Consider the following 25,716-nt stretch of genomic DNA (forward strand, 5'->3'; position numbering starts at 1 on the left):
GTCACCACCCGTACATCAACGGGTGGTGATCAGACCGTTGTGCAGAAGTGATCGTTGACGTGGCACCCTTGGATCACGGCACACTAGCCAGAACCGACGGTGTGACCTCGGTCCCCCCGGGGCACATCGGGAAGGCTGCAACGGTGCAGGGTGTTGCACGATGAGTGAGCAGTAGCCGAGGAACATGTTCATCGGTGACGAACAGAGGAGGAAGGCGATGACCCCGACCCTCACGCCGCCGGCGGGAAGCCTGGCCGGTCTAGCAGCCGATGAACGGTGCGACCGCTGCAATGCAGCCGGGAAGCTCCGTTTGACCCTGGCGGGCGGTGGCGATCTTGTGTTCTGCGGCCACCACGCCAACCGTTACGCCGAAGACCTGGTGAAGATCGCCGTGCACTACGCGGCCGATCCGGACTTCACCTGGCGAGGCGCCGGCATGATGTCGAACACGACCAACTAGCAGCAAGCAGCGGTCCCCCCAAGAGACCACGAGAAGGGCGCCTCCAGCCAGGAGGCGCCCTTTCTGCTTGTCGCTTCAAGGGGCCTGAGAGGCTCGCAGAGCCCCTCGAAGCCTCAGAGTGTCTGGATGGTAGCGATCCGCTCTTCCAACTGCTCAATGGTCGCCTGAGCGCTCGGCGGCCCGCCGCACAGCCGCCGCAACTCGGCGTGGATCTTGCCGTGCGGCAGGTTGGTCCGGTGGTGATGGGCCGCCACGAGCGTGTTCAGCTGGCGGCGCAGGCTGTTGCGGCGCTCCCCCGCGCTCATCGGCACGACCGGCTCGCGCTGCTCCGGCACCGCGGGCTCCGGCTGGGACGCCTGCTCCCGCTTCTGCGCGGCCAGCTGCTCGGCCTGCCGCTTGTTCAGCAGGTCGGTCACCTGTTCGGGGGTGAGCAGGCCGGGCAGGCCGAGGTAGTCGAGCTCCTCGGCCGTGCCGGTCCGGGCGCCGGTGCCGAACGAGGTGCCGTCGTAGATCACCTGATCGAGTTCGGCGGTGGCGGAGAGCGCCTCGAACTGCTTCTCCAGGTCGCCGAGGGCGTCCTCGGACTTCTGCGCCCGCTCGATCAGCTCGTCGTCCAGGCCGTCCTTCTCCTTCGGCGCGCCGAGGACGTGGTTGCGCTGCTCCTCCATCTCGCTGGCCAGCCCGAGCAGGTGCGGCACGCTCGGCAGGAAGACCGTGGCGGTCTCGCCCTCCATCCGGGACCGCACGAACCGGCCGATCGCCTGGGCGAAGTAGAGCGGGGTGGAGGCGCTGGTGGCGTAGACGCCGACGGCCAGGCGCGGGATGTCGACGCCCTCGGACACCATCCGGACCGCGACCATCCAGCGGTCCTCGGAGGCGGCGAACTTCGCGATCCGGCCGGAGGCGCCCTCGTCGTCGGAGAGGACCACGGTGGGCGACTCGCCGGTCAGGTCGTGGATGAGCTTCGCGTACGCCCGGGCGGACTGCTGGTCGCTGGCGATGATCAGACCGCCGGCGTCCGGCATGCCGTGCTCGCGTAGCTTGGTGAGCCGGGAGTCGGCGGCCCGCAGCACCTGCGGCATCCAGTCGCCGCGGTGGTCCAGCGCGGTCCGCCAGGCCTGCGCCACCAGATCCTTCGTCATCGGCTCGCCGAGCCGGGCGGCCAGCTCGTCACCGGCGTTGGTCCGCCAGCGGGTCTCGCCGGAGTACGCCATGAACAGCACCGGCCGGACGACCCGGTCCTTCAGCGCGTCGCCGTACCCGTAGACCGAGTCGGCCTTCGATCGCTGGATGCCGTCGGAACCCCGCTCGTACGTCACGAAGGGGATCGGGTTCTCGTCGGAGCGGAACGGCGTCCCGGTGAGCAGCAGGCGCCGCACGGCCGGCTCGAACGCGTCCTTGACGCCGTCACCCCAGCTCCGCGAGTCGCCGGCGTGGTGGATCTCGTCGAGGATCACGAAGGTGCGCCGGGTCAGGGTGCGCCGCTTGTGCACCTGCGGGGCCATGCCGACCTGCGCATAGGTCACGACCGCCCCGTGGAAGTCCCGCGACGAGTGGACGTCCGCGTTGCGGAACTTGGGGTCGAGCTGGATGCCGACCCGGGCCGCCGCCAGCGACCACTGGGTCTTCAGGTGCTCGGTCGGGCAGACCACGGTGACCGCGTCGCAGGTGCCGTCGGCGAGCATCTCGGCGGCGATCCGCAGGGCGAACGTGGTCTTGCCGGCGCCGGGCGTCGCCACGGCCATGAAGTCCTCGGAACGCCGGCGAAGGTACGTCACCATCGCCTTGCGCTGCCAGGCTCGCAGCGGCGGGAAGATCTCCAGGTTCGGCAGAGGCGGGCTCAAGCTGCGACGATCCCTTCGCTCACGGAAAAACCTCCGCGGTTATCGGCGCGGAGGCGGCATCCAGCATAGCCGCGCAGGGTTGCCGGAAGGGTGCCGGAACACTGCGAGCAAGGGCTCAAAACCGGGGCGCGGCGACCGGCGCGGACCACTTGCGGTAGAGCGCGACGAGGCGTACGCCGGTCATCAGCGCGGCCGCCCCGACCAGCGGGAGCAGGCCGGTGAAGCCCATCCGGTGCAGTACGGTGACCAGCACCGCGCCGCCCAGCGCGATGACCGCGTAGATCTCCCGGTGCAGCACCACCGGGATCTCCCCGGTGAGCAGATCCCGGGCCAGGCCGCCGCCGATCGCGGTGAGCATGCCGAGCAGGCAGGCGCCGACCGGCGGGACACCGGCGGCGATCGCCTTGAGAGTGCCGGTCGCGGTGAACAGACCGAGGCCGGCGGCGTCGAGGAGCAGCACTGTCCGCCGGATCCGGTTCAGGGCGGGGTGGAGCCAGAAGGCAGCCAGCGAGGCCACCACCGCGGTGACCGCGTAGCGCCAGTCGGCGAACGCCAGCGGCGGGACCGACCCGATGGCCAGGTCCCGCAGGATGCCGCCACCCAGCGCGGCCACGAAACCGACGAACGCGACCCCGAACAGGTCGAGCCGTTTGGCGACGCCGGCCGTGGCGCCGGAGGCGGCGAACACCGCCACACCGATCAGATCCGCGACGAGCAGGCCGTAACCACTCGTCACGTGCCGATCAGACCTTCATGGATTCGTAGATCTCCTTGCACTGCGGGCAGACCGGCGAGCCGGGCTTCGGCGACTTGGTCACCGGGAAGGTCTCGCCGCAGAGCGCCACGACGAGGTTGCCCATGACGGCGCTCTCGGCGATCTTCTCCTTGCGCACGTAATGGAACATCTCCGGACCGGTGTCGGCGTCCTTGGTCTCCGGACGCTCAAGGATCTGCGTGCTCACGGTTATCTGCCCTTCAGATTCGTCTCGCCGGCAAAAGAGGACACGACCTCAGCCTGCAAGTCTGACACCTCACGCCGGGTCGGTCCAACGACAAGGCGAAGCCCGGGCGTCGTACGGTGATCATGTGACTGACTTCGAGATTCAACTCGGCGAACACGTGCTCCGCGCCCACCAGGACGGCAAACCCGTGGTGGCGCTGGAGAGCACGATCATCTCGCACGGCCTCCCGCACCCGGACAACCTGCGGGTGGCCCGGGAGATCGAGCAGACGGTCCGGGACAACGGCGCGGAGCCGGCCACCATCGGCATGATCGGCGGCCGGATCGTCGTCGGCCTGGACGACGCGCAGATCGAGCACCTGGCGCTGGCGGAGGACGTCGCGAAGCTCTCCGTCCGGGACCTGCCGATCGCCGCCGCCCGGCGCGCCGACGGCGCCACCACCGTGGCCGCCACCAGCGCGATCGCCGAGGCGGCCGGGATCAAGGTGTTCGCCACCGGCGGTCTCGGCGGCGTGCACCGCGAGGCGAACATCACCTTCGACGAGTCGGCCGACCTCACCGAGCTGGCCCGCACGCCGATCGTGGTGGTCTGCGCCGGCGTGAAGTCGATCCTCGACGTGGGCGCCACCCTGGAGCGCCTGGAGACCCTCGGCGTCTCGGTCGCCGGTTACCGGACCCGGCGCTTCCCGGGCTTCTTCATCACCGACGGCGGCTTCGACATCGACTGGCAGCTCGACTCGCCGGAGCAGGTGGCGGACTTCATCGCGGCCCGCGCGGACCAGGGGGTGAGCGCCGGCGCGCTGGTGCTGGCGAACCCGCTGCCCACCGGCGAGCAGCTCGACCCGGAGCTGCACGACCGGACGCTGGCGAGCGGCCTGGCCCTGCTCACCGAGCAGAACGTGACGGGCAAGGCGGTCACCCCGTTCCTGCTGTCGCACTTCCACTCCAGCACCGCGGGGAAGAGCCTGGAGGTCAACATCCGGATCATCCTGCGCAACTCGGCGCTCGCCGCGCAGATCGCGGTGGCCTCGAACAGCGCCTCGGCGAACCCGGTCGGCTTCAGCGCGCCGTGATCATCGTCGTCGGGGATCTGGTCACCGACGTCCTCGTCGAGCACGACGGCCCCCTGCAGACCGGTTCGGACACCGACGCGTCGATCCGCGTCGGCGGTGGTGGCCAGGCCGCGAACACCGCGGCCTGGCTGGCCCACATCAGTCATCCGGTCACCCTGGTCTCCGCGGTCGGCGACGATGCCGCCGGGCGGGACCGGGTGGCCGAGCTGGAATGGGCGGGCGTCCGCAGCGCCATTCAGACCTGTCCGGGAACGGCCACCGGCAGCGTCGTGGTGCTCACCGGCTCGGCCGAGCGCACGATGATCACCGATCGGGGCGCGTCCCTGCTGCTCGCCCCGGCACACGTCACCTCGGTGATCGAGAACGCTCCGCACGGCGCGCACGTGCACCTCTCCGGCTATCCGCTGCTGCACGCGGGTTCCCGGGAGGCCGGTCTGGCGGCCTTGGCGGCCGCCGCCCGGCGGGGACTCACGGTGAGCGTCGACGCGGCCTCCGCGGCCCCGTTGCGCTCGGCGGGCGCTTCCGCCTTCCTCTCCTGGGTACGCGGGACCGCCCTGCTGGTGTGCAACGCCGACGAAGCGGACGTCCTCGCTCCAGGGAGCACGGCCGCGGATCAGGCATCGGCGCTGACGGCGCACGCGCAGAACGTGGTGGTGAAGCAGGGCCCGGCCGGCGCCGTCTGGTGCTCCCGGGACGGTTCGGTCCTGCGGGGGCGGGCTCACCCCGTACCGATGAAGGATCCGACCGGCGCCGGTGACGCCTTCGCCGCCGGTCTGCTCGCCGCCTGGTGTTCCGGATCATCGCCGGAGCAGGCGCTGGCGGCGGGAGCGGAACTCGGCGCCGCGGCGGTGAGCGTGCTCGGAGCGCGGCCCTAGGGCTTGCTCTTCTCCACGACCTCGGCCTCCACGACCTCGGAGTCGATGGTGATCGGCTCCCGGGCCGGCTGCTCCGCCTCGGCGGCCTGGATCAGGGCCCGCCGCACGTCCTCCCGCGCCGCCGCGTCGGCCGCCCGCTCGGCCTTGGTCTTGGGCGGGCGGTCGTTCGCGATCAGCACGGCGGCCCATGGCAGGAAGACCATGCCGGCCGCGCAGAGGACCAGCCAGAGGCCGAGCAGCGGCACGCGCAGACTGATCAGAACGCCGCCCAGGATCAGGCAGAGAGCCCGGATCCCCATCATCGTGACGTAACGGATCTCCCGGCTGCGGAGCTGGTCGGCCTGGCTGCGAGCGGCATCGGTGATCAACACCGGTTGCTTTTTCACGCGAGGACTCCGATCGACCCCGCCATCCTCCCACCGCTGGGCGGTTTTCACCCAGTCGGCCCGGGACTCAGAGGCCTTTCGCCGCTTTTGCCTCGGCCTTCGCCGCCTTCTTGTTCACCCGGACCTTGCCGAGCGACTCCTCGTCGACGATGTCCGCGACCGATCGGTACGCGTCCTCGTCGCCGTAGGCCCCGGCCGCCTCCCGCCACCCGGCCGGGCGCACGCCCATCTGCTTGCCGAGCAGGGCCACGAAGATCTGTGCCTTCTGCTTGCCGAACCCGGGCAGCGCGAAGATCCGCTTGTAGAGCTCGGCGCCGCTCCCGGCGCCGGCCCAGAGGTTCTCCGCCCGGCCGTCGTAGCTGTCGGCGAGGACCCGGCAGACCTCCTGGACCCGGGCGGCCATCGCCTTCGGGAAGCGGTGCAGCGCCGGCGGCTCACTGAAGATCGCCAGGAGCGCCTCGGGGTCGAAGTCGGCCAGCTCGGTCGCGGTCGGCTCGTGGCCGAGTCGCTGGGCCAGCACCCATGGCGAGGTGAACGCCTTCTCCATGGTGATCTGCTGGTCGAGCGTGAGACCGATCAGCACCGCGAGCGGGTCCCGATCCAGAAGCGCGTTCGCTTCGGCGTCGATGGGCAACGAGAATGGCATAGCGCCATCTTCCTACTCGCTCGCGGTCTCGATCCGGCGGGCGGCCTCGTCGGCCAGCTCCTGCACGATCCGCAGTTGGCCGTCGTCGAACTCGCGCGGCCGGACGTCCAGGCTGCAGACGCTGCCGAGGACATGACCGCGGGTGGAGATCACCGGGGCGCCGATGTAGGACCGGACGCCCTCCATCGTGACCAGCGGGTTGCCCCGGAACTCGGGGTCGACGGCGAAGTCGTTCACGTAGCGGGCCGCGGGCCGGCGCAGCAGCGGAGCGCAGAAGGCCCACTCCAGCGGGGTGCCGCCGACCTCGCCGATCCAATCCGGGATCGGCCCGCGCCCGGCCAGGAAGACCTGCGCGTCACTGAGCAGGCCGGTGACGATGGCGAACGGCATGTCCATCCGGACCGCCACCTGTTCGACCAGCTCGGCGAGGTAGTCCCGGGAGATCTCCCGATCCACGCCGAGACGAGCCACCTCGAGGAGCCGGGCACGGTCACGGGCCTCGGGGTAGTCCGTCACCATCACGAGGGGACCGTCCGGGCGAGCGCCTCGTAGGTGATGATCCGCACCTTCAGCGACCGGCCGGCCACCCGGCTCAGCTCGCCGACCTCCATCACGTGCTCGGCGACCCGGCGCAGATCGGCGGGGCTGGTCACCGGCCGGTGCAGGCCGAGGGCCTGTACGGCGAGGCCCCAGAGTCCCTCGGCCATCTGAGGGCCGACCAGGTCGGCCAGGGCCTTCACCGCGTCCCGCTCGGTCGGCTGGTCGTGGCCGTAGTTCTCGATGCGCGCCATCGCCGGGCACCTCTCGCTGGCAGTCTCGTGATCGTCAGAACAGTTCGATGATCGGTTCGGCGGCGGCCTGCGCGTCCTCGCCCGTCTGATGGGCGTGAGTCTGCCGCTGGCGTGACATCACGTGTTTGGCGCGCAGGTCCTCCACCTTGATCACCCGAGACCGCACGTCCTCCTCGGTGAGGTCGCCACGCACGTAGCCGGCGACGTCCTCCGCCTGCCGGCGCACGTCGTCGACCGCCTCTGCCACATGTTCCAGCATCTGGCGGCTGATGTCCTGGAACTGGACATGCCCGACCGCTCCGGTGGTCTCCGAGAGCAGAGCGTCCGTGCTGCGCTGCACCTGATGTGCCGCGTTGATGGTGTCCTTGAGGATGCCGCCGACCATCTCCGACATCTCACGCTGCGCGTTCGCGATGCCGCCGAGCCGGCGGGTCATCGCCGTCTCCTCGGTCTGCGACGGGAGTTCCTCGTCGCGGTCGAACTGGCTGTCGTCGGAGAGCACGGCGTCGAGCTTCGCGGTGAGTTCCGCGATGCTGCTGCCGATGCCGTGCGCCGCCTCGGAGGAGCGGTGCGCCAGCTTGCGCACCTCGTCGGCGACCACCGAGAAGCCCTCACCCGCGTCGCCGGCGCGGACCGCCTCGATCATCGCGTTGAGCGCCAGGATGTTCGTCGCCCGGCTGACCTCCTCGATCTGCGTGACGTGCTTGTTCAGCTCACGCATCTGGTCCACCAGATTCCGGATCTGGTAGTCCCGGTGCAGGAAGTACGCGATCAGGCGTCCGACGAGCTGGTCGTTGGAGGCACTGACCTGGCTCAGCTCACTCTCGGTGCGACTGAGAGTGCCGGCGAGCTGCGAGACGTCACCAGCGGTCACCTCCGCGAGGGAGTCGACCTTGATGAGCTGGCCGACGATCGCCTCCGCGGCCTCACCGGTCTGCGCGATGACGTCCCGGACGTGCCCGTCGATCACCTCGCAGAACTCCGGGATCGGCGCCACAGCCTCGGCCACCACGTCCTCGCGCACACCACGCCTGCCCTCGGGTTCCTCCGAGGGCAGGGTCAGTCTGCGGAGAAGACTCGGCATGCGGATACCTCCGTAGCGAAAAGATCCTCGGACTTCTCAGGCGCCGGGCAGCACCTGCTTGATCACACCGAGCAACTGATCAGGTCCGACCGGCTTGACCAGCCAGCCGGTGGCGCCCGCGTTCTTGGCCTCGGTCCGCTTGGACTGCTCGGACTCGGTGGTCAGCATGAGGATCGGCGTGAATCGCATGCCAGGCGCCTTGCGGGCCTCGCGGGCGAAGGTGATCCCGTCCATCTGCGGCATGTTGACGTCGCTGATGATCAGATTCGGCTTCACGCCCTTGCTGAGCTTGTCGAGAGCCTCCTTGCCGTGCCCGGCGGTCTCGACGGTGTATCCGGCCTTGGTGAGGATCGACTTGAGGCTCATGAGCATGGTGGCGGAGTCGTCGACGAGCATCACTGTGGTCATGGATCGTTCCCCTTGTGGCTGGCGTTTCCGCTGACCCCGTTGAGCAGCGGTAGCACCCGCGCCGCCAGGAAGGCGTCGTTCGGTGCCGCAGATATCTTCGGTTTGAAAAGCAGCAGGGCTTGGAGCGCGCCGGTGTGCAGATGGTTGCACCGGCGCAGGCTCACCCGGGGCCGTTTGGCGGCCCGCAACCACCCCACGAGCTGCTCGACCTCGTCGACGGTCACCACACCCACGAGCGTGGCGCTGTCGTCATGCAACTCGAGCGGCAAGGCCGAGCACCTCCTTCATGTTCAGCACCAGCAGCACCAGGCCGTCGCCGAGCAGTGCGGTGCCGGAGAACTCGTCGGCGTACGCGAGCAGGCCCTCCATCGGTTTGAGGATCACGTCGACCTCCCGGTGGAACTGCTCCACCAGCAGGCCGACCCGCTGGCCGTTGACGCTGACCACGAGGATCCGGCGATCCTCGGCCGGGTCACCGGTCCACGGCATGTCCAGGGCCCGGGCCAGGTCCAGCACCGGCACCACCTCGCCGCGCATGACGACGACGTCCTGGTGCAGGACGCGGCCCATCTCGGCGGCCGGCACGCGGACCGTCTCGACGACGAGGTCGACCGGGATGCCGAAGCGCTGCCCGGCCACGCTGACGACCATCACCTGGGTGACGGCCATCGAGAGCGGCAGCCGGAGCCGGGTCACGGTGCCCTGGCCGAGCTTCGACCGCATGGTCACGGTGCCGCCGAGCTTCTCCACGCTGGCCCGCACCGCGTCCATACCGACTCCCCGCCCGGAGAGATCCGAAACCTGGTCGGCGGTGGAGAATCCCGGGCGGAAGACCAGGTCGACCGCGTCGGTGTCACTCAGCGACTCCAGTTCCTCCTCCGAGATCAGGCCCTTCTCGTACGCCTTCCGTTTCACCCGCACCGGGTCCACGCCGCGCCCGTCGTCGGAGACCTCGACGATCACCGCGTCGCCGTCGGCCACCGCCGCGAGGGTCAGCTTCGCGGCGGGGTTCTTGCCGGCCGCGACCCGCTCGGCGGGCGGCTCGATGCCGTGGTCCAGGCTGTTGCGCACCAGGTGCACGAGCGGGTCGCCGAGTGCCTCGATGACGTCCTTGTCGGCCATCGTGTCCTCGCCCTCGGTGATCAGCTCGATGGTCTTCTCCAGCCGCCGGCTGAGGTCGCGGACCAGCCGCGGGAACCGCCCGAACGCCACCGAGAGCGGCAGCATCCGGACGTCCATCACGGCGGACTGCAACTCCTCGGCGATCCGGTGCAGGCCGGCGTACTGGTCCTTGATCCGGCGGCCGAGCACCCGGCTGCCGAACTCCTCCTCGGCCGAGTCGGCCAGGAAGGTGAGCCCGTTCTTCGCCACGTTCAGCTCGCCGACCAGCTCCATGAGCCGGTCCACCTTCTCCTGGTCGACCTTGAGCACCTTGGTGCCGACCTGGCCGCCGGGGTCGTCGGCCCGGCCGGTGGGCTCGGCCGGGGGCGCGGCGGCCGGTGCGGCGGTGGCGGCGATCCCGGCCCCGGCCGCCGGCAGCGCGCCCACCGGGGCCGGCGCGGCCTCGGCGAGGAGCCGGGTCACTGCCGCGCCGACGGCTTCGCGATCCGCGTCGAGCAGATCCTCCGGTACGCCCAGAGCCCGTGCGGCCGCCATGACCGCCCGCGCGACGGATCGCAGCTGGACGCCCTCCGTGGGGTTGAGCTCCAGCGTCCGCAGAGCCGCGCTGAGCACCGCCCGCGCGTCGGCCGCCAGCTCCGAGTCGATCACCTCGGTGACCGCGACGACGACCCGTTCCTCGGTCTTGAGGGGTGGCTCGCCGCTGAGGTGCCGGGTGATCGCGCCGGCGTCCAGCTCGACGATCTGCACCTGGTCCGGCACGTACCGGAAGAGGTACTCCAGCTCGCCGACCGCGGCCCGGGTGGCGACCACGAAGGAGAGCAGGCAGACGTACTCGTCGTACTCCTCGGCCGAGGGCCACTGGTCCGGCTGCACGACGCCGAGCTTGTCCAGGCCGGGCACCTGGCGGATCAGGTGGATCGGGTCCTCGGCCCGGAAGAAGCAGTCCGAGTCCGGGGTGTACCTGACGAACCGCATCGTCGACGAGGTGGTCTCCAGCCAGGCCGCGGTCTCGGTGAGCCATTCGGCGTCGAACCAGGCCATCCACTCGGGGGCGGCGTCGACGACGGTGACGCCGGCCGCGACCGTGGCGTGGGTGTGCGCCACCGGCTCGCCGCCGAGCGGCGCCCGCAGCTTCGTGATCAGCCCGGCCGCGTCGGTGCCGGCGCTCGACGGCAGCCGCTCGTGCGCGGTGACGTGCGCGAGCCAGCCCCGGATCAGGTCGAACGCGGCGAGCAGGTCGTCGGTCATGCCCGAGTCGAGGGCGAGCCGGCCGCCGCGGACCGCGTCCAGCAGGTCCTCGGCCGCGTGGGTGAGCCGGGTCAGCTCGGGGAAGTCGAAGAGACCGGACGAGCCCTTGAAGGTGTGCGCGGCCCGGAAGACCTCGTTGACCAGCTCCGGGTCACCGGGATCGCGCTCCAGCTGGAGCAGGCCCTCGTCGACCGAGGCGAGCAGGTCGTTCGACTCCGCCAGGAACTGTGCGAGCAGTGGGTTCATGCCGGCGTACCCCTCCCGGCCGTGAGCATCGAGGCGATCCGGATCAGCCGTTCGCCGCCGACCGGTTTGACGAGGTAGAGGTTCGCGCCGGCGGCGTAGGCCCGGTCGGCGTCGCCGGGCCGGTCCTCGGTGCTGATCATCACGACCGGCGCGTCGGTGCCGACCGTCTCCGAGCGCAGCGACTCGACGCAGGTGTAGCCGTTCATCTTCGGCATGTTCACGTCGACCAGGAACAGGTCGTACGGGGTGTTCATCGCCACCTCGACGGCCTCCAGGCCGTTGGCCGACTCGTCGACCTGGAAACCGGCCTCGGTGAGCAGGCTGCTGTGGTAGAGCCGCACCGTGGCGGCGTCGTCGACGACGAGCACCCGGGGTGGCGCCTCGGTATCGGTCATCACTTCGCTCCGATGGGTCGCTGGTAGACGACGCCCTCAGCCAGGCGGGACGGCGTGAAGATCGGCGAGATCCGGCTCATCGATTCGGAGTGCCCGAGGAAGAGGTAGCCGCCGGGGCGCATCGCGCCGTACAGGTTCTCGGCGGCGCGGCGGCTGGAGAGCTCGTCGAAGTAGATGAGCACGTTGCGGCAGAACACCACGTCGAAGTCCCGGAACGCGCGCATGGCGAGGGTGTCGCAGATGTTCACCCGGTGCAGCGTCACCGCGCTGCGGATGCCCTCGTCGACCTGGTACCGGCCGGACCCGACGGACGTGAAGTACCTGTTGATCCAGGGTTTCGGCACCCGCTGCAGCGAGCGTTCGCCGTAACTGGCGTGCGCCGCCTTGGCGAGCACGTCGCTGTCGATGTCCGCGCCGTGGATCTCGACGTCCACGTGGTCGATCTGGTCCCACTCCTCCAGCAGGCGCAGGGCGATCGAGTACGGCTCCTCGCCGGTCGAGCAGGGCAGCGAGAGGATCTTGACGGGTCCGACGATCCGGCCCACCCCGCCACGGTCGCGCAGCACGTTCGGCAGCACCGTGCTGAGCATCGCGTCGAACTGGTAGTCCTCGCGCAGGAAGTACGTCTCGTTGACGGTCAGCTGGTTGATCAGGTCCTGGAGCATCCCGGACTTCTCGTTCACCCGCAGGGCGGCGAACCATCCCGAGAACGAGTCGTACGGCGACTCCCTGATGCACGTCTCGATCCGCTTGTCGACGAAGTACCGCTTCGAGTCGGCGAAGTGGATCCCGGTCCGCTTGTAGAAGTACTCGACGAATCGGGCGAAGTCGGCATCGGTGAGCCCGGCTCCGGTGGCAGCGGCGCTGGCCATCACGCCGTCCCGGAGAGGCGGGGCAGCGCCGCCTGCACGGTGAAGCGGAGGAACGGGTCGTCCGGGAAGCGGTGCACGGCCTCCTCCAGCACTGCCGCGTGGTCGGCGGTCGCCACCGGGAGCAGGGCGTCGATGGCCGCGGTCACCACGTTCGGATGCGGGTCGTCGCGGATCATCTCGATCAGCCACACCGCGGTGTCCGGGTGGGTCAGGTCGGCCAGCACCATCGCTGTCATCACCCGTACGTCGTGGTCGGGCGCGGCGATCAGGTCCGGCAGCAGCGCGGGCATCGACCGTGGCATCCGGGCGAGCGCCTCCGCGACGGCCGTACGCAGTGCCGCGTCGTCGCTGGCCAGGTGCACGGCCAGGGCGCCGGCGACGTTCTCGGTGTCGAACCCGGAGACCGTCGTGAGCAGCGCGTCCCGCACGTTCTCCACGGTCTCCACCATCACGCGCGCCAGCAGGTCCGGAACGGCCTCCTCGACGCCGTCCAGACCGAGCGCCGCCTCGCGACGGCACTCCGGGTCGGGGTCGCCGAGCTGTGCCCGCAGCGAATCCGCCGAGGGCCGCTCCGGCGCGACCTCCTCGGGTTGGTCCGTGGCCTTCTTGCGGACGAGTCCCATCGTGATCACCTTTCCTGGACGAATCAGCGGACCCAGTCGGCCAGCCGGTCGGCGATCTCGTACGAGGGCAGAACCACCGTGGCGCCACCGCGCCGCGCCAGTTCGCCGGGCATGCCCCACACCACCGCGGTCTCCTCGGCCTCGGCGATGGTCCGGCCGCCGCCCTCCTTGACCGCTGCCATCTCGGTCGCGCCGTCGTCGCCCATCCCGGTCAGCAGCGCGCAGACCAGGCGTGCCGGGTCGATGTAGCGGCGGGCCGAGCCGACCAGGCGGTCCACGCTCGGATGCCAGCGGTACTCCGCGGCGGCCGGCACGCTCTTGACGATCAATCCGTCGGTGCGCCGTGCCACCACCACGTCGGCGTTGCCCTTGCCGATGTAGATGTTGCCGCGCTGCAGGTTCATGATCCGGTCGACCTCGTGCACCCGCAGCGCGCACGCCTCGTCGAGGCGCCGGGCCAGCGCCGCGGTGAACGAGGCCGGGATGTGCTGGGCCACCACCACCGGGGCGCCCAGTGAGCCGGGCAGGGCCGGCAGCAGATCGGAGAGGAGCGCCGGACCGCCGGTGGACGAGCCGATCAGCAGCAGGTCGACCGAGCCGGCGGTGCCCAGGTCCCGGACCTTCTTCCCGGGTGGGGCGGCGGTGGCCTGCCGGGTCTGTGCGCGCACCCGCGCGGCCAGCCCGCCCGCTCGCTTGATCTTCGCCCGCGCCGCGGCGCGGACCTTCGTGACGAGCTCGCCGCTGACGTCCTCGATGTTGAGCGAGACGGTGCCGCCCGGTTTCGGAACGTAGTCGATCGCGCCCAGCTCCAGCGCCTCCAGGGTGACCAGCGCGTTGTGCTCGGTCAGCGAGGACACCATGACGACCGGGGTGGGCTGCTGCTGCATGATCTGCGCGAGACAGGTCAGCCCGTCCATCTCCGGCATGTTGATGTCGAGCGTCACGACGTCCGGTTGCACCCGGCCCAGCTGTTCGAGGGCGTCGACGCCGTTGCGCGCCGTGTGCACCTCGAACTCGCCGGTGTCCACCAGGATCTCTTTGAGCGCTCGGCGCATCAGCGCCGAGTCGTCGACGACCAGAACGGAGGTGGCCACTGTCAGACTCCGGCGAGGGCCTCTTCGACGGCCGCCTCGCAGAGTTCGGCGGCCGCACCGGCCTGGTCGGCGGCGAGCAGCTGATCGACCTGGACGAGCAGGAGCATCCGCTTCTGCTCCGGCAGGTTCGCCACCCGGGACACCACCCGGGCCTGTTCCGCCGAGAGCTCCGGTGCCGGTTCGAGCACGTTGCGCCCGACCCGCGCCACCTCGGCGACCGAATCCACGATGAAACCGGTCCGGACCCCATTGATGATCAGTACGACGATCCGCTGGCGTTCATCCCGCTCCCCGCGACCCAGGCCGAGCCGGGTCCGCAGGTCGACCACCGGCAGCACGGTTCCCCGGAGGTTGACCAGGCCCTCCACGAAGTCGAAGGACTTCGGCACCCGGATCAGGGCGTCGGGCACCCGGATGATCTCCTGCACCGCGTCGACGTCGACGGCGTACTCCTCGTCGTCGAGCCGGAACACCACGAACAGTTCCTCGTCGCCGCGCCCGTCGTCGCCCCGCTCCTGCTCCACGGCCATCTCCTGGTCGTCCTCCTGATAGTCGGCGATCTCGTCGCGTACCTCGGGCGAGTCGAACATCCGGTTCACGCTCAGCACCGAGACCAGCCGTTTGCCGTCCTCGAGCCGGCACACCGACTCCACCTCGGACTTGCGCCCGTCCCCGGCCACCACGCTGGGCAGTGGTGCGACCAGCTGATGCGGCACCCGCAGCACCTCGCGGACGGTGTCCATCACGACGCCGACAACGCCGCCGTCGATCGAGACCACGACGATCCGGTTCTGCGGCTCGAGCGGGGTGATCGGCAGGCCGAAGACCCGGCGCATGCTCACCACCGGCAGCAGCCGGCCGCGCAGGTCGATCACGCCGAGCACCCGGCTGCCGGAGTTCGGCACGCTGCTCACCGACTCGGGCGCCTGCACGATCTCCTGCACCTGGTCGATCGGCAGCGCGTACTCCTGGCCCTCCACCGCGAAGCTGACCAGCTCCAGCGTGTCGTCGGACTCGGCCTCCTCATCGGTCTCGGCGGGCAGCCGCGAGCCGGCCGCGGCGTCCCGGACGGCCCGTTCGGAGAGCCGGGAGAACTGGCTGCCGATCAGCCGGTCCACGTCGAGCACGGTGGTCATCTCACCGCCGTCCGACTTGATCACCCCGACCAGCACGTCGGACCGCACCGTGTTCTGCACCGACTCGGCCGATTCCATGGACTGCGGGTCGATGCTGATCACACTCGCCACCCGGTCCACCACGAAGCCGAGCGGCACGCCGCCGTCAACGATGATCACCCGGGTGGTCTCGTCGTGCGCGGCCTGGTCCATGTCGCAGCACTTGCGCAGGTTCACGACCGGCAGGACCCGGCCGCGCAGATTCGCGAGCCCCTCCAGCGACGGCGGCCCCAGCGGCACCTTCACGAGGGCGGGCATCCGGATGATCTCCTGAACCCGGCGCATCGGGAACGCGTACCGCTCCCCCAGCATGTCGAACGTGACGTAGTCGGTGTCCTCGTCGAGCTCTTCCGCGGCGAGATCCTCGTCGGTGTCCATGGTGATCTCCCCCTCCCCGCCGTCAGCCGGCGTTCTGGAGCTCGTCGGCGAGCGCCGCGATCTCCTCCACCGCCGCGGCGAGTTCCTCGGCGCCCTGGGCCTGTTCCCGGGCCGCGGTCGAGGACTGCGCAGCGAGTTGCTCGGCCTCCGCGGCCGACGACGAGATCTGCTCCAGGCCGACCTTCACCTCGCCGAGCACGCTGACGATCTGCATCGCCGATTCCCGGACCTCGTCGTTGCCGCCGCGCACCTGCTGCATGTCGCGCTCGATCTCCTCGAGCCGCGCGGTGGTGGCCTTCGCCGACTCCACCTCGGCGAGCGAGAGGCGGCTGGTCTCCTCCAGATCGGCGCGGACCTGCACGATCCGGTCCTGCACCGACTTGACCAGGTCCTTGATCCGGTCGGCGTTGTCCGCCGAGTCGCGGGCCAGGTTGCGGATGTCGGTGGAGACCACCGCGAAGCCCTTGCCGAACTCGCCGGCCCGGGCCGACTCGACCGAGCCGTTCACGGCGAGCATGTTGGTCTGGATCGACACGTTGGCGATGGCGTCCACGATCTTGTCGATCCGGCGGGAGATCTGCTCCAGCTCGGTGACCTTGCGGACGTTGTCGATGCCCTCGCGGGCAGCTGTGCCGATCGCGTTGATCATGGAGTCGACCGATTCCTTGTTCCCGGCCAGCAGCTCCAGGATCACGTCGGCACGCTCCACCGCGTTGCTGCCGCGGGTCGCCGAACTCTGCGCGCCCTGCTCGATCTGGGCGACGAGATCGGCGGTCTGCTGACCCTTCTCGGCGGCGGTCCGCGCGCCGGTGTTGATCTCGTTGATCGCCACGTTGATCTGGCCGGCCGCGCGGGTGATCTCCTCCACCGCGGCCGAGAGCTCCTCGGCCGCGGAGGCGACCTCCTCGGCGCTCTTGGCGATGTCGGTGCTGCTGCGCAGGGTCTCGGAGACCTCGGCGAGCGACTCGGCGGCCTGGTCGCTCTGCCGGAGTGCCTGCGTCTGCTGGGCGACCGTCTGCAACGACTCCTCGCACGCCGCGGACTGCTGCTCGGCCGCCGCCGCGATCTCCTCGGACCGCTGCTTGGCACTGCCGGCCGCGCGCTTCGCCTGCTCCGCCGCGACAGCCATCTCGGTGGCGCCCGTCATGATCGTGCCCATGTCGGCGCGGATGGTCTCGAGCTGCGAGGTGATCGTCTTGCCCTTCTCCACCTCGCCCCGGGCCGTCTCGGCGGAGGTCTGCACCGCACCCGCGATCTCGGTGACGCTGTTGCGCACCTCGTCGATCAGGTCGCGGATCTGCCGGGCGCTGCGTTCGCTGGTCTCGGCGAGGGTGCGCACCTCGTCGGCGACCACCGCGAAGCCCTTGCCGTGCTGCCGGGCCCGGGCCGCCTCGATCGCGGCGTTCAGTGCCAGCAGGTTGGTCTGGTCGGCGATGTGCGCGACGGTCTTGACGATCTCGCCGATCTCGTCGGCCTGCTTCTCCAGCTCGGTGATGGTCACCACCGACTCGGTCTGCCGCGTCGACGCGCTGTCGACGTTGGCGAGCAGGTTGCTGATCCCGGTCCGGGTCTCGTTCAGCAGGGCCTGCAGGGCCTGGCTCAGATCGGCCACCTGGCGGGTGGTCTGCTCCTGACGGCTGACCCGCTCCTCGACCTGATTCATCGCGGCGAGGCTCTGCTGGGTCGCGCCGGACGCCTCCTCGGCGCCGGCCGCGATCTGCTGCATCGACTCGGAGAGCTGGCGGGACGCCTCGGCGGCCTGGGCGTTCTGCGCGGAGATCTCCGCGGTGGCGGTGGCGATCCGTTCGGCGGCCTGCTGCTGCTTCGCCACCGACCGGGCCTGTTTGCGGTTGGCGTCCGGGTCGGCGCCACGGCCCGCGGCGGGACGCGCCGAGACGGGCGCGGCGGCCGGGCGGGCGCGGGAGGCTTCGGTGGCCCGCCCGGAGGACGTGCTGGTGAGGGGCATGGGTGAACTCCCATCTGTGAACGGTCGATCCGGCGCGAGCGGGTGCGGAACGAGTCGCCGCGATAGGGAGCACGCCGTACGGTCGCTGCCGGACAGCTGTCGACGCCCCCTCCGACCAGGGAAATCCTGGCACCGGCGACACGCCGATCAGCAACAAATCCATGCAAATCGTTGCTTTCCGAAGCCGGATCACGTTTGCGCCGGGACGAGGCGGGCATCCCGGGACCATGAGCGACTCTGAACTGTCCAGCACCTATCCGGCGGACACCGACACCGAGCAGCTCGTCGACGGCGGTCCGCCGCCGGCCGGCGGCGGGATGGTCACCACCACCGGCGGCACGGCCGGACCGGCCAGCTTCCCGCAGCGGGCGAACTCCGGCCCCGGCGTCGCGAACACCACGACCGGCGACGCCACCACCGGCGCGATGCGCACGCCGCCGGAGGAATACACCAGCGACACCGCCGGCTGACGATCGGTTACCGTCGTCCGGCCGCCGCACCGACCCGCGTGCCGGCCGGACGACGGATGACGGGACAGCGATGCGAGCACTGGTACAGACGGTCAGCCGGGCCAGCGTGACGGTGGACGACGAGATCGTCGGGAAGATCGAGGACGGCCTGCTCGTGCTCGTCGGCGTGACCCACGACGACACCGCGGCGAAGGCGGCCGAACTGGCCCGCAAGACCTGGGAGCTGCGCATCCTCGACGGCGACCGGTCGGCCTCGGACGAGGACGCTCCGGTGCTGGTGGTCAGTCAGTTCACGCTGTACGGCGACGCGCGCAAGGGCCGCCGGCCCACCTGGAACGCGGCGGCGCCCGCCGAGGCGGCCGAGCCGCTGATCACCGAGTTCGTGAACGCGCTGCGCGCCCGGGGAGCGACCGTCGCCACCGGCCGCTTCCGGGCGCACATGCTCGTGGAGAGCGTCAACGTCGGACCGCGCACGGTCCTGCTGGAGCTCTGAGAACTAGAAGAACAGGCCGCGGCGCTGGGCGGACTGGCGCAGCCACTGATCCAGGCGGGCCGCCCAGTCGGTCTGATCGGCGGTCGCGTAATCGACGTCGAAGCTGCCGAACGAGTCGTGCCCCTCGGTGAAGACGCCGCCGCGCTTGTCCAGCTCCAGCACCACCTGGAGCTTGTGCGGCGTCGGCAGGAACGTCAGCTCCAGCTGGTTGATGCCGCTCGCGTACGCCGCCGGCGGGTGGAACTCGATCTCCTGGTAGAACGGCAGCTGCTGGTCCACCCCGTAGACCCGGCCCTTCTCCACGTCGGCCCGGCTGAACCGGAATCCGAGACGCAGCAGCGCCTCCAGGATCCGCTCCTCGGCCGGCAACGGGTGCACCGCCACGGTGTCCAGATCGGACTTGTCGACCGCGCGGGCCACCTCGAGCTCGGTGGTCAGGCCCATCGTCATGCCGTGCAGGTGCTGGCCGTAGACCTCGGTGATCGGGGTCTGCCACGGCACGTCGAACCTGAAGGGCACGTCGTGCCGGGCGCCCGGGTCGAGCCGGAACGAGCCGGTCAGGCGCTGCCGGTGGAACTCCTGATCGGTCTGGTACTCGCTGTCGCCGCTCTCCACCTCGACCCGCGTGATCAGGCCGATCGCGAGGTATTCGACGTCCACGCTGTGGTCGCCGCCGACCACGTGCACGGTCCCCTCCAGGAACCCGCCCGGGTAGGTGTTCGGATTCGTCAGCACGGTGTCGACCGAAGGCCCACCGACACCGAACGCCTGCATCATGCGTTTGAAGACCACGATCATCACCCTTTCTCGGTGCATGCACATTATCGGCGTCCGGCAAACCCCGCTTGTCGTCTTCTCGACGTCAGGGTTCTCCCCGATTCATGCCACCTGGAGGCTGGCCTCACCTCCGCTTAACGCGCCAGCGACGAAACTTCCTGTCACCGGCACGAAAGCGGCTGGTACGCACGAGACGTTGATCGCGGGGAGGGGACTCAAGTGGTCCTGGAGATGAAGGCGTCGGAGCAGATGGTTGTCGAACAGAGCCTGGTCGAGGTCGACCTCGACGCGACGGACGAGCGGGGCGTTTCCGCCGACCTGGTCCGCGCCTACCTGAACGGCATCGGCCGCACCCGGCTGCTGACCGCGGTCGAGGAGGTCACCCTCTCGAAGCGCATCGAGGCCGGGCTCTACGCGGAGGAGAAGCTCGCCGCGGCGCCGGCCGAGATCGCGTCCCTGCTCCGCGTCATCGTCGCCGAAGGCAAGGCCGCGAAGAACCACCTGCTCGAGGCGAACCTGCGACTGGTCGTCAGCATCGCGAAGCGCTACACCGGCCGCGGCATGGCCTTCCTCGACCTGATCCAGGAGGGCAACCTCGGCCTGATCCGCGCGGTCGAGAAGTTCGACTACACCAAGGGCTACAAGTTCTCGACCTACGCCACCTGGTGGATCCGGCAGGCCATCACCCGCGCCATGGCCGACCAGGCCCGCACCATCCGCATCCCGGTGCACATGGTCGAGCAGGTCAACCGCATGGTCCGCTGCCGGCGCGACCTCGCCGCCTCACTCGGCCGCGAACCCAGCATCGCCGAGATCGCCACCACGATGGACGTGCCCGAATTCCAGGTCATCGAGCTGATCTCGTACGACCGGGAGCCGGTCAGCCTGGACCAGGCCGTCGGCGAGGACGGCGAGAGCGCCCTCGGTGACTTCGTCGCCGCCGTCGACCCGAACCAGCCCGGCGAGGGCGTCGCGCAGGGCGAGCTCCGCAGCGAGGTGGAGATCGTCCTCGCCACCCTCTCCGAGCGCGAGTCCGCGGTCATCCGCCTCCGCTTCGGCCTGGACGACGGCCGCCAGCGCACCCTCGACGAGGTCGGCCGCGAGTTCGGCCTGAGCCGCGAGCGCATCCGCCAGATCGAGAAGGTCACGATGCTCAAACTCCGCGACCCGGAGCGCGCCTCCCGCCTCGAGGCCTACGCCGTCTGACCAGCACCACAAGCCACAGGGCCCGTCCGGCCCGCTTCGGGGGGAGCGGCAGGGCGGGCCCTTCCGCGTGCCCGCCCCACGACCATGTGGACCCGGCGCGGGAACGCACCCGAAGCGACCGCACGGCCCCGATCCCGAAGCCGGGCGGTTGCCCTGCGTGGCTACGGTGGCCCGATGCGTTTCACGATCGGGCTGGGGCAGGCGTTGCTCGTCTGGGCGGCCGTCATCGCGGCGGCGGTGGCCGTACGACAGCAGGCTCTGCTCTGGGCGCTCTCCGCCGTAGCAATCGTCGCTGTGATCATTCTCGGTCAGTGGCACCAGCGGAACGCCCGCCGGGACACCGCTGCGGGCGCCTTCACCGGCGTCGTCCTCTGGCCGGTTCTGATCGGCCTGGCAATCATTCTCATCAACGTCATTTCCATGACGCTGTCCGATTTTGAATAGTCCGCAGCCACACGCCGAACTCCACGGCGGTCCGTACGCCGTGCTCCAGCACCGCCGTGCAGACGGCGTCGGCGCCCGGGTACTCCGGCCTCTCCCGCCATATCCGCTTGATCGCCAGGATCGCCTCGCGTTCCTCGGCGGTGAGCCGCCCGGCCAGCTCCCGATACGGGTCGCCGGCTGACGCCTTCTCCGGGTCGAGCCAGATCGACAGCTCGACCGTCCAGCGGTCGACCACCAACTCCACGAGGAATCGCCCGTGCGACGAGCGCTCGTCGACATAGGAGAAACCGGTCACGCCCGGGATCTCGACGGCCCGGGCGAGCAGCGTGACCACGTCGGCGGGCGAGTACGCCGGCCCGCCCACCATCATCACCTCGACCTCGCGCGACACCATGAGGCCGGCGACGCAACTGCCGGTGGCCTGCAGCGGGCCCAACGGCTCCAGCAGCGCCAGCACCGCGCGCGCCTCCGCCTCCAGTTCCTCGGGCCGGCCCATCCTCGTCACCCTCCCATCACCGAACACCACGCCGCTCGCCATTGTCGGGTGTGGCCGGTTCGGATCATCGAGGGGGAGGGATGCAAGGAGTCGAGGGACGGATCAGCGCTGCTCCACCAGGAAGTCCGTGATGATCGAGGCGAGCGCGGCCGGCTGCTCGATCACCATGGCGTGCGACGCGTCGGCGAGCTGCAGGTACCGCAGGTTCGGCGCGGCCTGGGCCTGCTCCACCAGGAACCGCCGGTGTGCCGCGTAGAGCTCCGCGAACGGCTCCTGCTCGGGCAGGCTGCGGGTAGGCAGGACGACCAGTTCGGGGCAGCTCGTCGCCGCGTAGACCGGCCCGAGGTCGACCGAGTTCATCAGGGCGCGCATCTCCGCGGTGGCGGCGCCGGACGGCCGGATCGAGGTCTCGCCGTCCACATGCACCAGGTTGCGGCGGAAGCCCTCGATCCACACCTTCTCGTTGGCACCCATGTCCCGGGCCGCCATCTGCTGGCGTTCCACCAGGTCGGGCAGCTGGTCGGCGGGGATCACCTGGCCGGCCGTGGCCTCGATGACGTCGAAGACCGAGTGCAGCCGGGCCAGTTCGCCGGCGGCCTTCTCCGGGTCGAGCCCGGGCAGGTGCTCGGGGCGGGTGGGCGGCGGGTTGCCGTCCAGGCTGACCACGCCGGGCGTCTCCGGGTGCCGCTGCGCCCAGAGCGCGGCGATGATCCCGCCGAGCGAGTGGCCGACCACGGCGGGCCGGTTCAGCTCCATCTGCACGGTCACCGCGGCCAGGTCACCGAGCGCGGCGTCCCAGGTCCACGGCCCGTCGCCGGAGCGCCCGTGCCCGCGCAGGTCCACGGTGACGACCCGGTGCTGCGGGCGCAGGGCGCGGGCCAGCGTGGTCATGTGCGCCAGGTTCCCCCCGGCGCCGTGCAGGAGCAGCAGCGGAGGCTTGTCGCCACCGAAGTCGCGGACGGCCAGCGGCAGTTCGCCGGCGTCGATGAGGCGGTCGTTGATCATGAGGACTCTCCAGGCGTTTCCAGTAATCGATCCCGGACGGCGGTGACCGGGACACCACCGTCCGGATGACGAGGCAGGCGACCGCGGCGCACGAGGTCGTGTACCCCCTGGCGACTGATGCCGAGCATGGCCCCGGCTGTCGCATAGGACACCGCTTCCGCGTACGGATGACCGACCCTGCGAACCACCGCCTGCCCGAACGGCGTCCGCCACCAGTCGGCGGGCGGGCTGAACGCGTGTTCGTCCGGGTAGAGCGTCGCGATGATCCGGGCGATGGTGCGCACGGCCGTGGCCTGGTCGCCGTCCCGGATCGTGCCGGCCCAGTCGGCCGCCCGCCGGCGCAGCACGGTCCGCAGCCCGCCGGGGAGCTCGGCGTCCTCCAGCAGGATCTCCAGCGGGTCGAGCAGGCGCACGTCGACGAGACGGAGCAGTTGCTCGGCCAGCGCGTTCATGCCCGCCATCCTCCACGTACTTGACAGCGACCGTCAAGTGCACGCGGAGTGACGAGACGACAGCGAACCCGCGTCTTCCGTTCATGCCGGTCCGCCCCATAGGGTGTGCGCGGACTCGGGAGGATCACCAGTGCGTACGCGTTTCGCCGTGCCGGCCGTCGTAGTGCTGCTCGCCGCATCCGGGTGCGGGCCCCGCGACGAGGCCGAGGCCACCTCCACGCTCCCCCCGATCCAGGTCGTCGCGCCACCCGCGGCGTCGGCCGGCGGCGCCTGCATCCTCTGGGACTGGGATTTCATCGACGATCTCATCGGCGTCCGGTTCTCGGTGGCCGCTTCCGACCAGGTCGACGAGACGTCCACCTGCGTCGTGCAGAACGTCGACGAGGAGTGGCCCGACCTTTCACTCTCCGTAGTGGAGACGACGAAGGCGGACGCCGAGATCTTCCTCGACGAGCGGATGCCGGCGAAGGCGACCAAGCTCAAGAAACTGGGCAAGGCCGCCTACCGCCTCAACACGAAGGCCAAGGGCGGGCACGGGCCGTCCGTGGAGATCGGCTGGCTGAGCGAGGCGAAGCAGCTGCAGACGCTGAAGTACACCTTCGAGAAGGGCGCCGACGCGGCGACCGTGAAGGCGATGAACACCAAACTCTTCGCCCTCGCCCAGGCGATGAACACCACCGACGGCTGAGCGCCGGTGGTGTCCGGTCCTCAGCGGGCCGCGACGAAGACCCGGGACGCCACCTCGCGCGGCAGGCGGATCTTGTCTCCGGACTTGTCGATGGTGACGCCGTCGCGCTCCTGCGCCACGGTCACCGTCGTGCCCGGGTCGATGCCGGCCGCGTGCAGCTGGCGCAGCACGTCGGAGTTGGTCTGCACGCTCTCGCAGATCCGCCGCACCACGACGCTCCCGGTCAGGCCCGGGAAGGCCAGGTTGCGCTCACCGAGGCTGTGCTCGGCGAGGGTCTCGTCCGGCGCGCCCAGCTCCTCGAGACCGGGGATGGGGTTGCCGTACGGCGAGCGGGTCGGCTTGTTGAGCAGCTCGTAGACGCGCTTCTCCACGGAGTCGCTCATCACGTGCTCCCACCGGCAGGCCTCCTCGTGGGCCTCCTCGTAGGGCATGCCGATGACGTTGACGAGCAGGAGCTCGGCGAGCCGGTGCTTGCGCATGACGGCCACGGCGGTCGACCGGCCCATGTCGGTCAGAACGAGGTGACGGTCACCCTCGACGGTCAGCAGACCATCGCGCTCCATCCGGGCGACGGTCTGGCTGACCGTAGGACCGCTCTGGTGCAGGCGTTCGGCGATGCGGGCTCGGAGTGCGGGCACACCTTCCTCTTCGAGTTCGAGGATGGTGCGCAGGTACATCTCGGTGGTATCGACGAGATCGTTCACGATGCGGTCCTCCCAGCAGCGATAATACCGCGCGGCGGGGGGTTGACTTCCGCCCCGAGCAAGTGTCTGGAGACCCTACCCGACCCCGGAACACCTGTGCTAACGACACGTGGGCCACGACCGGATGACAGCACCCATGGCAGCATGTCCACATGGCGGACGAGACGACGGCTGTCGTGTGGGACAGTGCCCTGCTGGAGTACGACATGGGCGACCATCCGCTCAATCCGGTGCGGGTCGAGCTGACCATGGCGTTGGCGCGGGAGCTCGGCGTACTGGACCGTCCGCACGTACAGATGGTCACCCCGCGCCCAGCGAGTGAGATCGATCTCACGCGCGTGCACCGGGCCGACTACCTGGACGCCGTGCGCCTCGCCCCCATCGATCCGTTCTTCACCGGCTGGGGCCTGAACACACCCGACAACCCGGTCTTCGACGGCATGCACGACGCCTCGGCCCGGATCTGCGGCGCCACCATCGCGGCGGCGGAGGCGGTCTGGCGCGGCTCGGCCCGGCGAGCCGTCAACGTGTCCGGCGGCCTGCACCACGCGCTGCCGGCCCGGGCCGCCGGATTCTGCGTCTACAACGATCCGGCCGTGGCGATCGCCTGGCTGCTGGAACAGGGCGCGCAGCGGGTCGCCTACATCGACATCGACGTGCACCACGGCGACGGCGTGCAGACCGCGTTCTGGAACGACCCGCGGGTGCTGACCGTGAGCCTGCACGAGACACCGCTGGCGCTCTTCCCCGGCACCGGCTTCGCCGACGAGATCGGCGGCCCGGACGCCGAGGGCACCGCCGTGAACGTGCCACTGCCGCCGGGCACCGGCGACGCGGCCTGGCTGCGCGCCTTCCACGCCGTGGTGCCGTCGGTGGTCCGGGCGTTCGCACCGGAGATCATCATCAGCCAGTGCGGCGCCGACGCGCACCGCCTCGACCCGCTCGCCGACCTGAAGCTGTCGGTGGACGGGCAGCGCGCGGCGTACATGGCGATCCGCGAACTCGCCGACGACGTCTGCGAGGGCCGCTGGGTGGCGACCGGCGGCGGAGGGTACGCGCTCGTCGAGGTGGTGCCACGGGCCTGGACGCATCTTCTGGCGGTGGCCACCGGCGAGCCCCTGGACCCGGCGACCCGGACCCCGCAGGGATGGCGCGATCTGGCCGGCCGGCGTTGCCCCGGCGTACCTGTTCCGGAGACGATGACCGACGGCGTGCCGCCGATCCTGGAACACTGGTCGCCGGGGACGACCGACCCGGTGGACCGTGCCATCCAGGCGACCCGGACGGCGATCTTCCCCCTGCACGGACTGGACCCGCACGACCCCAGGGACTGA

The 25,716-nt window shown here is 70.3% G+C and carries 30 protein-coding genes and 1 pseudogene; 9 read left to right on the forward strand and 22 right to left on the reverse strand.

Annotated elements, in window-relative coordinates; genetic code table 11:
- The first annotated feature begins 217 nt into the window (after positions 1 to 217).
- The gene (locus EP757_RS04430) at positions 218 to 460 is read left to right on the forward strand and encodes a hypothetical protein (protein WP_127554079.1); all 243 of its coding nucleotides are present in this window, start codon (positions 218 to 220) and stop codon (positions 458 to 460) included.
- 113 nt (positions 461 to 573) lie between these two features.
- On the opposite strand, the gene EP757_RS04435 is transcribed toward EP757_RS04430, so the two are convergent.
- From EP757_RS04435 to EP757_RS04445, 3 genes are all read right to left on the reverse strand, one after another.
- Positions 574 to 2,304, reverse strand: coding sequence for a DEAD/DEAH box helicase (locus EP757_RS04435; RefSeq protein WP_127542929.1), 1,731 nt, complete (start codon positions 2,302 to 2,304; stop codon positions 574 to 576).
- A gap of 115 nt (positions 2,305 to 2,419) precedes the next feature.
- Positions 2,420 to 3,040, reverse strand: coding sequence for a trimeric intracellular cation channel family protein (locus EP757_RS04440; protein WP_127542930.1), 621 nt, complete (start codon positions 3,038 to 3,040; stop codon positions 2,420 to 2,422).
- Between the two features lie 7 nt (positions 3,041 to 3,047).
- Positions 3,048 to 3,272: a DUF3039 domain-containing protein gene (locus EP757_RS04445; RefSeq protein ID WP_041831555.1), complete on the reverse strand. Its 225-nt coding sequence runs from the start codon at positions 3,270 to 3,272 to the stop codon at positions 3,048 to 3,050.
- Between the two features lie 118 nt (positions 3,273 to 3,390).
- Here EP757_RS04445 and EP757_RS04450 point away from each other — a divergent pair, with 118 nt between their 5' ends.
- Positions 3,391 to 4,338 carry a pseudouridine-5'-phosphate glycosidase gene (locus EP757_RS04450; protein ID WP_127542931.1) on the forward strand — a complete coding sequence of 316 codons (948 nt, stop codon included), beginning with the start codon at positions 3,391 to 3,393 and terminating at the stop codon, positions 4,336 to 4,338.
- A complete protein-coding gene (locus tag EP757_RS04455) occupies positions 4,335 to 5,213 on the forward strand; it encodes a carbohydrate kinase family protein (RefSeq protein ID WP_127542932.1) in 879 nt (292 codons plus the stop codon). The genes EP757_RS04450 and EP757_RS04455 overlap by 4 nt, the downstream gene beginning before the upstream one ends.
- On the opposite strand, the gene EP757_RS04460 is transcribed toward EP757_RS04455, so the two are convergent.
- The 14 genes from EP757_RS04460 to EP757_RS04525 all read right to left on the reverse strand — a co-directional run bounded on the left by EP757_RS04460 (position 5,210) and on the right by EP757_RS04525 (position 17,647).
- On the reverse strand, positions 5,210 to 5,584 hold the full coding sequence (locus EP757_RS04460) for a DUF3099 domain-containing protein (RefSeq protein ID WP_370457766.1): 375 nt from the start codon (positions 5,582 to 5,584) through the stop codon (positions 5,210 to 5,212). The genes EP757_RS04455 and EP757_RS04460 overlap by 4 nt on opposite strands.
- An 82-nt stretch (positions 5,585 to 5,666) precedes the next feature.
- Complete coding sequence (locus EP757_RS04465) at positions 5,667 to 6,245, reverse strand: HhH-GPD-type base excision DNA repair protein (RefSeq protein ID WP_127542934.1); 579 nt, start codon at positions 6,243 to 6,245, stop codon at positions 5,667 to 5,669.
- A gap of 12 nt (positions 6,246 to 6,257) precedes the next feature.
- Positions 6,258 to 6,764 (reverse strand): GAF domain-containing protein, encoded by a 507-nt coding sequence (locus EP757_RS04470; RefSeq protein ID WP_232050630.1) that lies wholly within the window; start codon positions 6,762 to 6,764, stop codon positions 6,258 to 6,260.
- On the reverse strand, positions 6,764 to 7,036 hold the full coding sequence (locus tag EP757_RS04475) for a hypothetical protein (RefSeq protein WP_127542936.1): 273 nt from the start codon (positions 7,034 to 7,036) through the stop codon (positions 6,764 to 6,766). The genes EP757_RS04470 and EP757_RS04475 overlap by 1 nt, the downstream gene beginning before the upstream one ends.
- 34 nt (positions 7,037 to 7,070) lie before the next feature.
- Entirely contained in the window at positions 7,071 to 8,120 is a 1,050-nt protein-coding gene (locus EP757_RS04480; protein WP_127542937.1) for a methyl-accepting chemotaxis protein, read from the reverse strand.
- A gap of 36 nt (positions 8,121 to 8,156) precedes the next feature.
- A complete protein-coding gene (locus EP757_RS04485; RefSeq protein ID WP_127542938.1) occupies positions 8,157 to 8,528 on the reverse strand; it encodes a response regulator in 372 nt (123 codons plus the stop codon).
- Positions 8,525 to 8,797 carry a hypothetical protein gene (locus EP757_RS04490; RefSeq protein ID WP_232050368.1) on the reverse strand — a complete coding sequence of 91 codons (273 nt, stop codon included), beginning with the start codon at positions 8,795 to 8,797 and terminating at the stop codon, positions 8,525 to 8,527. Before EP757_RS04490 ends, EP757_RS04485 begins: the two co-directional genes overlap by 4 nt.
- A complete protein-coding gene (locus EP757_RS04495; protein WP_127542939.1) occupies positions 8,778 to 11,144 on the reverse strand; it encodes a chemotaxis protein CheA in 2,367 nt (788 codons plus the stop codon). Before EP757_RS04495 ends, EP757_RS04490 begins: the two co-directional genes overlap by 20 nt.
- Positions 11,141 to 11,539 carry a response regulator gene (locus EP757_RS04500; RefSeq protein ID WP_127542940.1) on the reverse strand — a complete coding sequence of 133 codons (399 nt, stop codon included), beginning with the start codon at positions 11,537 to 11,539 and terminating at the stop codon, positions 11,141 to 11,143. The genes EP757_RS04495 and EP757_RS04500 overlap by 4 nt, the downstream gene beginning before the upstream one ends.
- Positions 11,539 to 12,411, reverse strand: coding sequence for a protein-glutamate O-methyltransferase CheR (locus EP757_RS04505; protein WP_127542941.1), 873 nt, complete (start codon positions 12,409 to 12,411; stop codon positions 11,539 to 11,541). The genes EP757_RS04500 and EP757_RS04505 overlap by 1 nt, the downstream gene beginning before the upstream one ends.
- Positions 12,411 to 13,034, reverse strand: coding sequence for a HEAT repeat domain-containing protein (locus EP757_RS04510; protein WP_232050369.1), 624 nt, complete (start codon positions 13,032 to 13,034; stop codon positions 12,411 to 12,413). Before EP757_RS04510 ends, EP757_RS04505 begins: the two co-directional genes overlap by 1 nt.
- Before the next feature lie 23 nt (positions 13,035 to 13,057).
- The gene (gene cheB / locus EP757_RS04515) at positions 13,058 to 14,128 is read right to left on the reverse strand and encodes a chemotaxis-specific protein-glutamate methyltransferase CheB (protein ID WP_127542943.1); all 1,071 of its coding nucleotides are present in this window, start codon (positions 14,126 to 14,128) and stop codon (positions 13,058 to 13,060) included.
- Positions 14,129 to 14,130: 2 nt separating this feature from the next.
- Complete coding sequence (locus EP757_RS04520; protein ID WP_127542944.1) at positions 14,131 to 15,681, reverse strand: chemotaxis protein CheW; 1,551 nt, start codon at positions 15,679 to 15,681, stop codon at positions 14,131 to 14,133.
- Positions 15,682 to 15,703: 22 nt separating this feature from the next.
- Positions 15,704 to 17,647 (reverse strand): methyl-accepting chemotaxis protein, encoded by a 1,944-nt coding sequence (locus EP757_RS04525; protein WP_127542945.1) that lies wholly within the window; start codon positions 17,645 to 17,647, stop codon positions 15,704 to 15,706.
- A 269-nt stretch (positions 17,648 to 17,916) separates the two neighbouring features.
- On the opposite strand from EP757_RS04525, the pseudogene EP757_RS04530 reads away from it, so the two are divergent.
- Positions 17,917 to 18,117: pseudogene (locus EP757_RS04530) on the forward strand (hypothetical protein); the annotation flags it as partial.
- Between the two features lie 70 nt (positions 18,118 to 18,187).
- Entirely contained in the window at positions 18,188 to 18,610 is a 423-nt protein-coding gene (gene dtd / locus EP757_RS04535; protein WP_127542946.1) for a D-aminoacyl-tRNA deacylase, read from the forward strand.
- Positions 18,611 to 18,613: 3 nt separating this feature from the next.
- Here dtd and EP757_RS04540 read toward each other — a convergent pair whose 3' ends face one another.
- The gene (locus EP757_RS04540; protein ID WP_127542947.1) at positions 18,614 to 19,402 is read right to left on the reverse strand and encodes a sporulation protein; all 789 of its coding nucleotides are present in this window, start codon (positions 19,400 to 19,402) and stop codon (positions 18,614 to 18,616) included.
- 216 nt (positions 19,403 to 19,618) lie between these two features.
- Between EP757_RS04540 and sigB the strand changes: the two genes are divergently transcribed.
- Complete coding sequence (gene sigB, locus EP757_RS04545) at positions 19,619 to 20,593, forward strand: RNA polymerase sigma factor SigB (protein WP_127554081.1); 975 nt, start codon at positions 19,619 to 19,621, stop codon at positions 20,591 to 20,593.
- 174 nt (positions 20,594 to 20,767) lie between these two features.
- Positions 20,768 to 21,037 carry a hypothetical protein gene (locus EP757_RS04550; protein ID WP_127542948.1) on the forward strand — a complete coding sequence of 90 codons (270 nt, stop codon included), beginning with the start codon at positions 20,768 to 20,770 and terminating at the stop codon, positions 21,035 to 21,037.
- Here EP757_RS04550 and EP757_RS04555 read toward each other — a convergent pair.
- The 3 genes from EP757_RS04555 to EP757_RS04565 all read right to left on the reverse strand — a co-directional run bounded on the left by EP757_RS04555 (position 21,006) and on the right by EP757_RS04565 (position 22,990).
- On the reverse strand, positions 21,006 to 21,533 hold the full coding sequence (locus tag EP757_RS04555) for a hypothetical protein (protein WP_127542949.1): 528 nt from the start codon (positions 21,531 to 21,533) through the stop codon (positions 21,006 to 21,008). The genes EP757_RS04550 and EP757_RS04555 overlap by 32 nt on opposite strands.
- 102 nt (positions 21,534 to 21,635) lie before the next feature.
- Positions 21,636 to 22,538, reverse strand: a complete 903-nt coding sequence (locus EP757_RS04560) for an alpha/beta fold hydrolase (RefSeq protein ID WP_127542950.1) — start codon at positions 22,536 to 22,538, stop codon at positions 21,636 to 21,638.
- Positions 22,535 to 22,990: a hypothetical protein gene (locus EP757_RS04565; protein WP_127542951.1), complete on the reverse strand. Its 456-nt coding sequence runs from the start codon at positions 22,988 to 22,990 to the stop codon at positions 22,535 to 22,537. Before EP757_RS04565 ends, EP757_RS04560 begins: the two co-directional genes overlap by 4 nt.
- Positions 22,991 to 23,120: 130 nt before the next feature.
- On the opposite strand from EP757_RS04565, the gene EP757_RS04570 reads away from it, so the two are divergent.
- The gene (locus tag EP757_RS04570) at positions 23,121 to 23,678 is read left to right on the forward strand and encodes a hypothetical protein (protein WP_232050370.1); all 558 of its coding nucleotides are present in this window, start codon (positions 23,121 to 23,123) and stop codon (positions 23,676 to 23,678) included.
- 20 nt (positions 23,679 to 23,698) lie between these two features.
- Here EP757_RS04570 and EP757_RS04575 read toward each other — a convergent pair whose 3' ends face one another.
- Complete coding sequence (locus EP757_RS04575; RefSeq protein ID WP_127542952.1) at positions 23,699 to 24,385, reverse strand: metal-dependent transcriptional regulator; 687 nt, start codon at positions 24,383 to 24,385, stop codon at positions 23,699 to 23,701.
- A gap of 149 nt (positions 24,386 to 24,534) precedes the next feature.
- Between EP757_RS04575 and EP757_RS04580 the strand changes: the two genes are divergently transcribed.
- Complete coding sequence (locus tag EP757_RS04580) at positions 24,535 to 25,716, forward strand: acetoin utilization protein AcuC (protein WP_127542953.1); 1,182 nt, start codon at positions 24,535 to 24,537, stop codon at positions 25,714 to 25,716.

The organism is Actinoplanes sp. OR16 (genome assembly GCF_004001265.1).
Classification (GTDB): Bacteria; Actinomycetota; Actinomycetes; order Mycobacteriales; family Micromonosporaceae; genus Actinoplanes.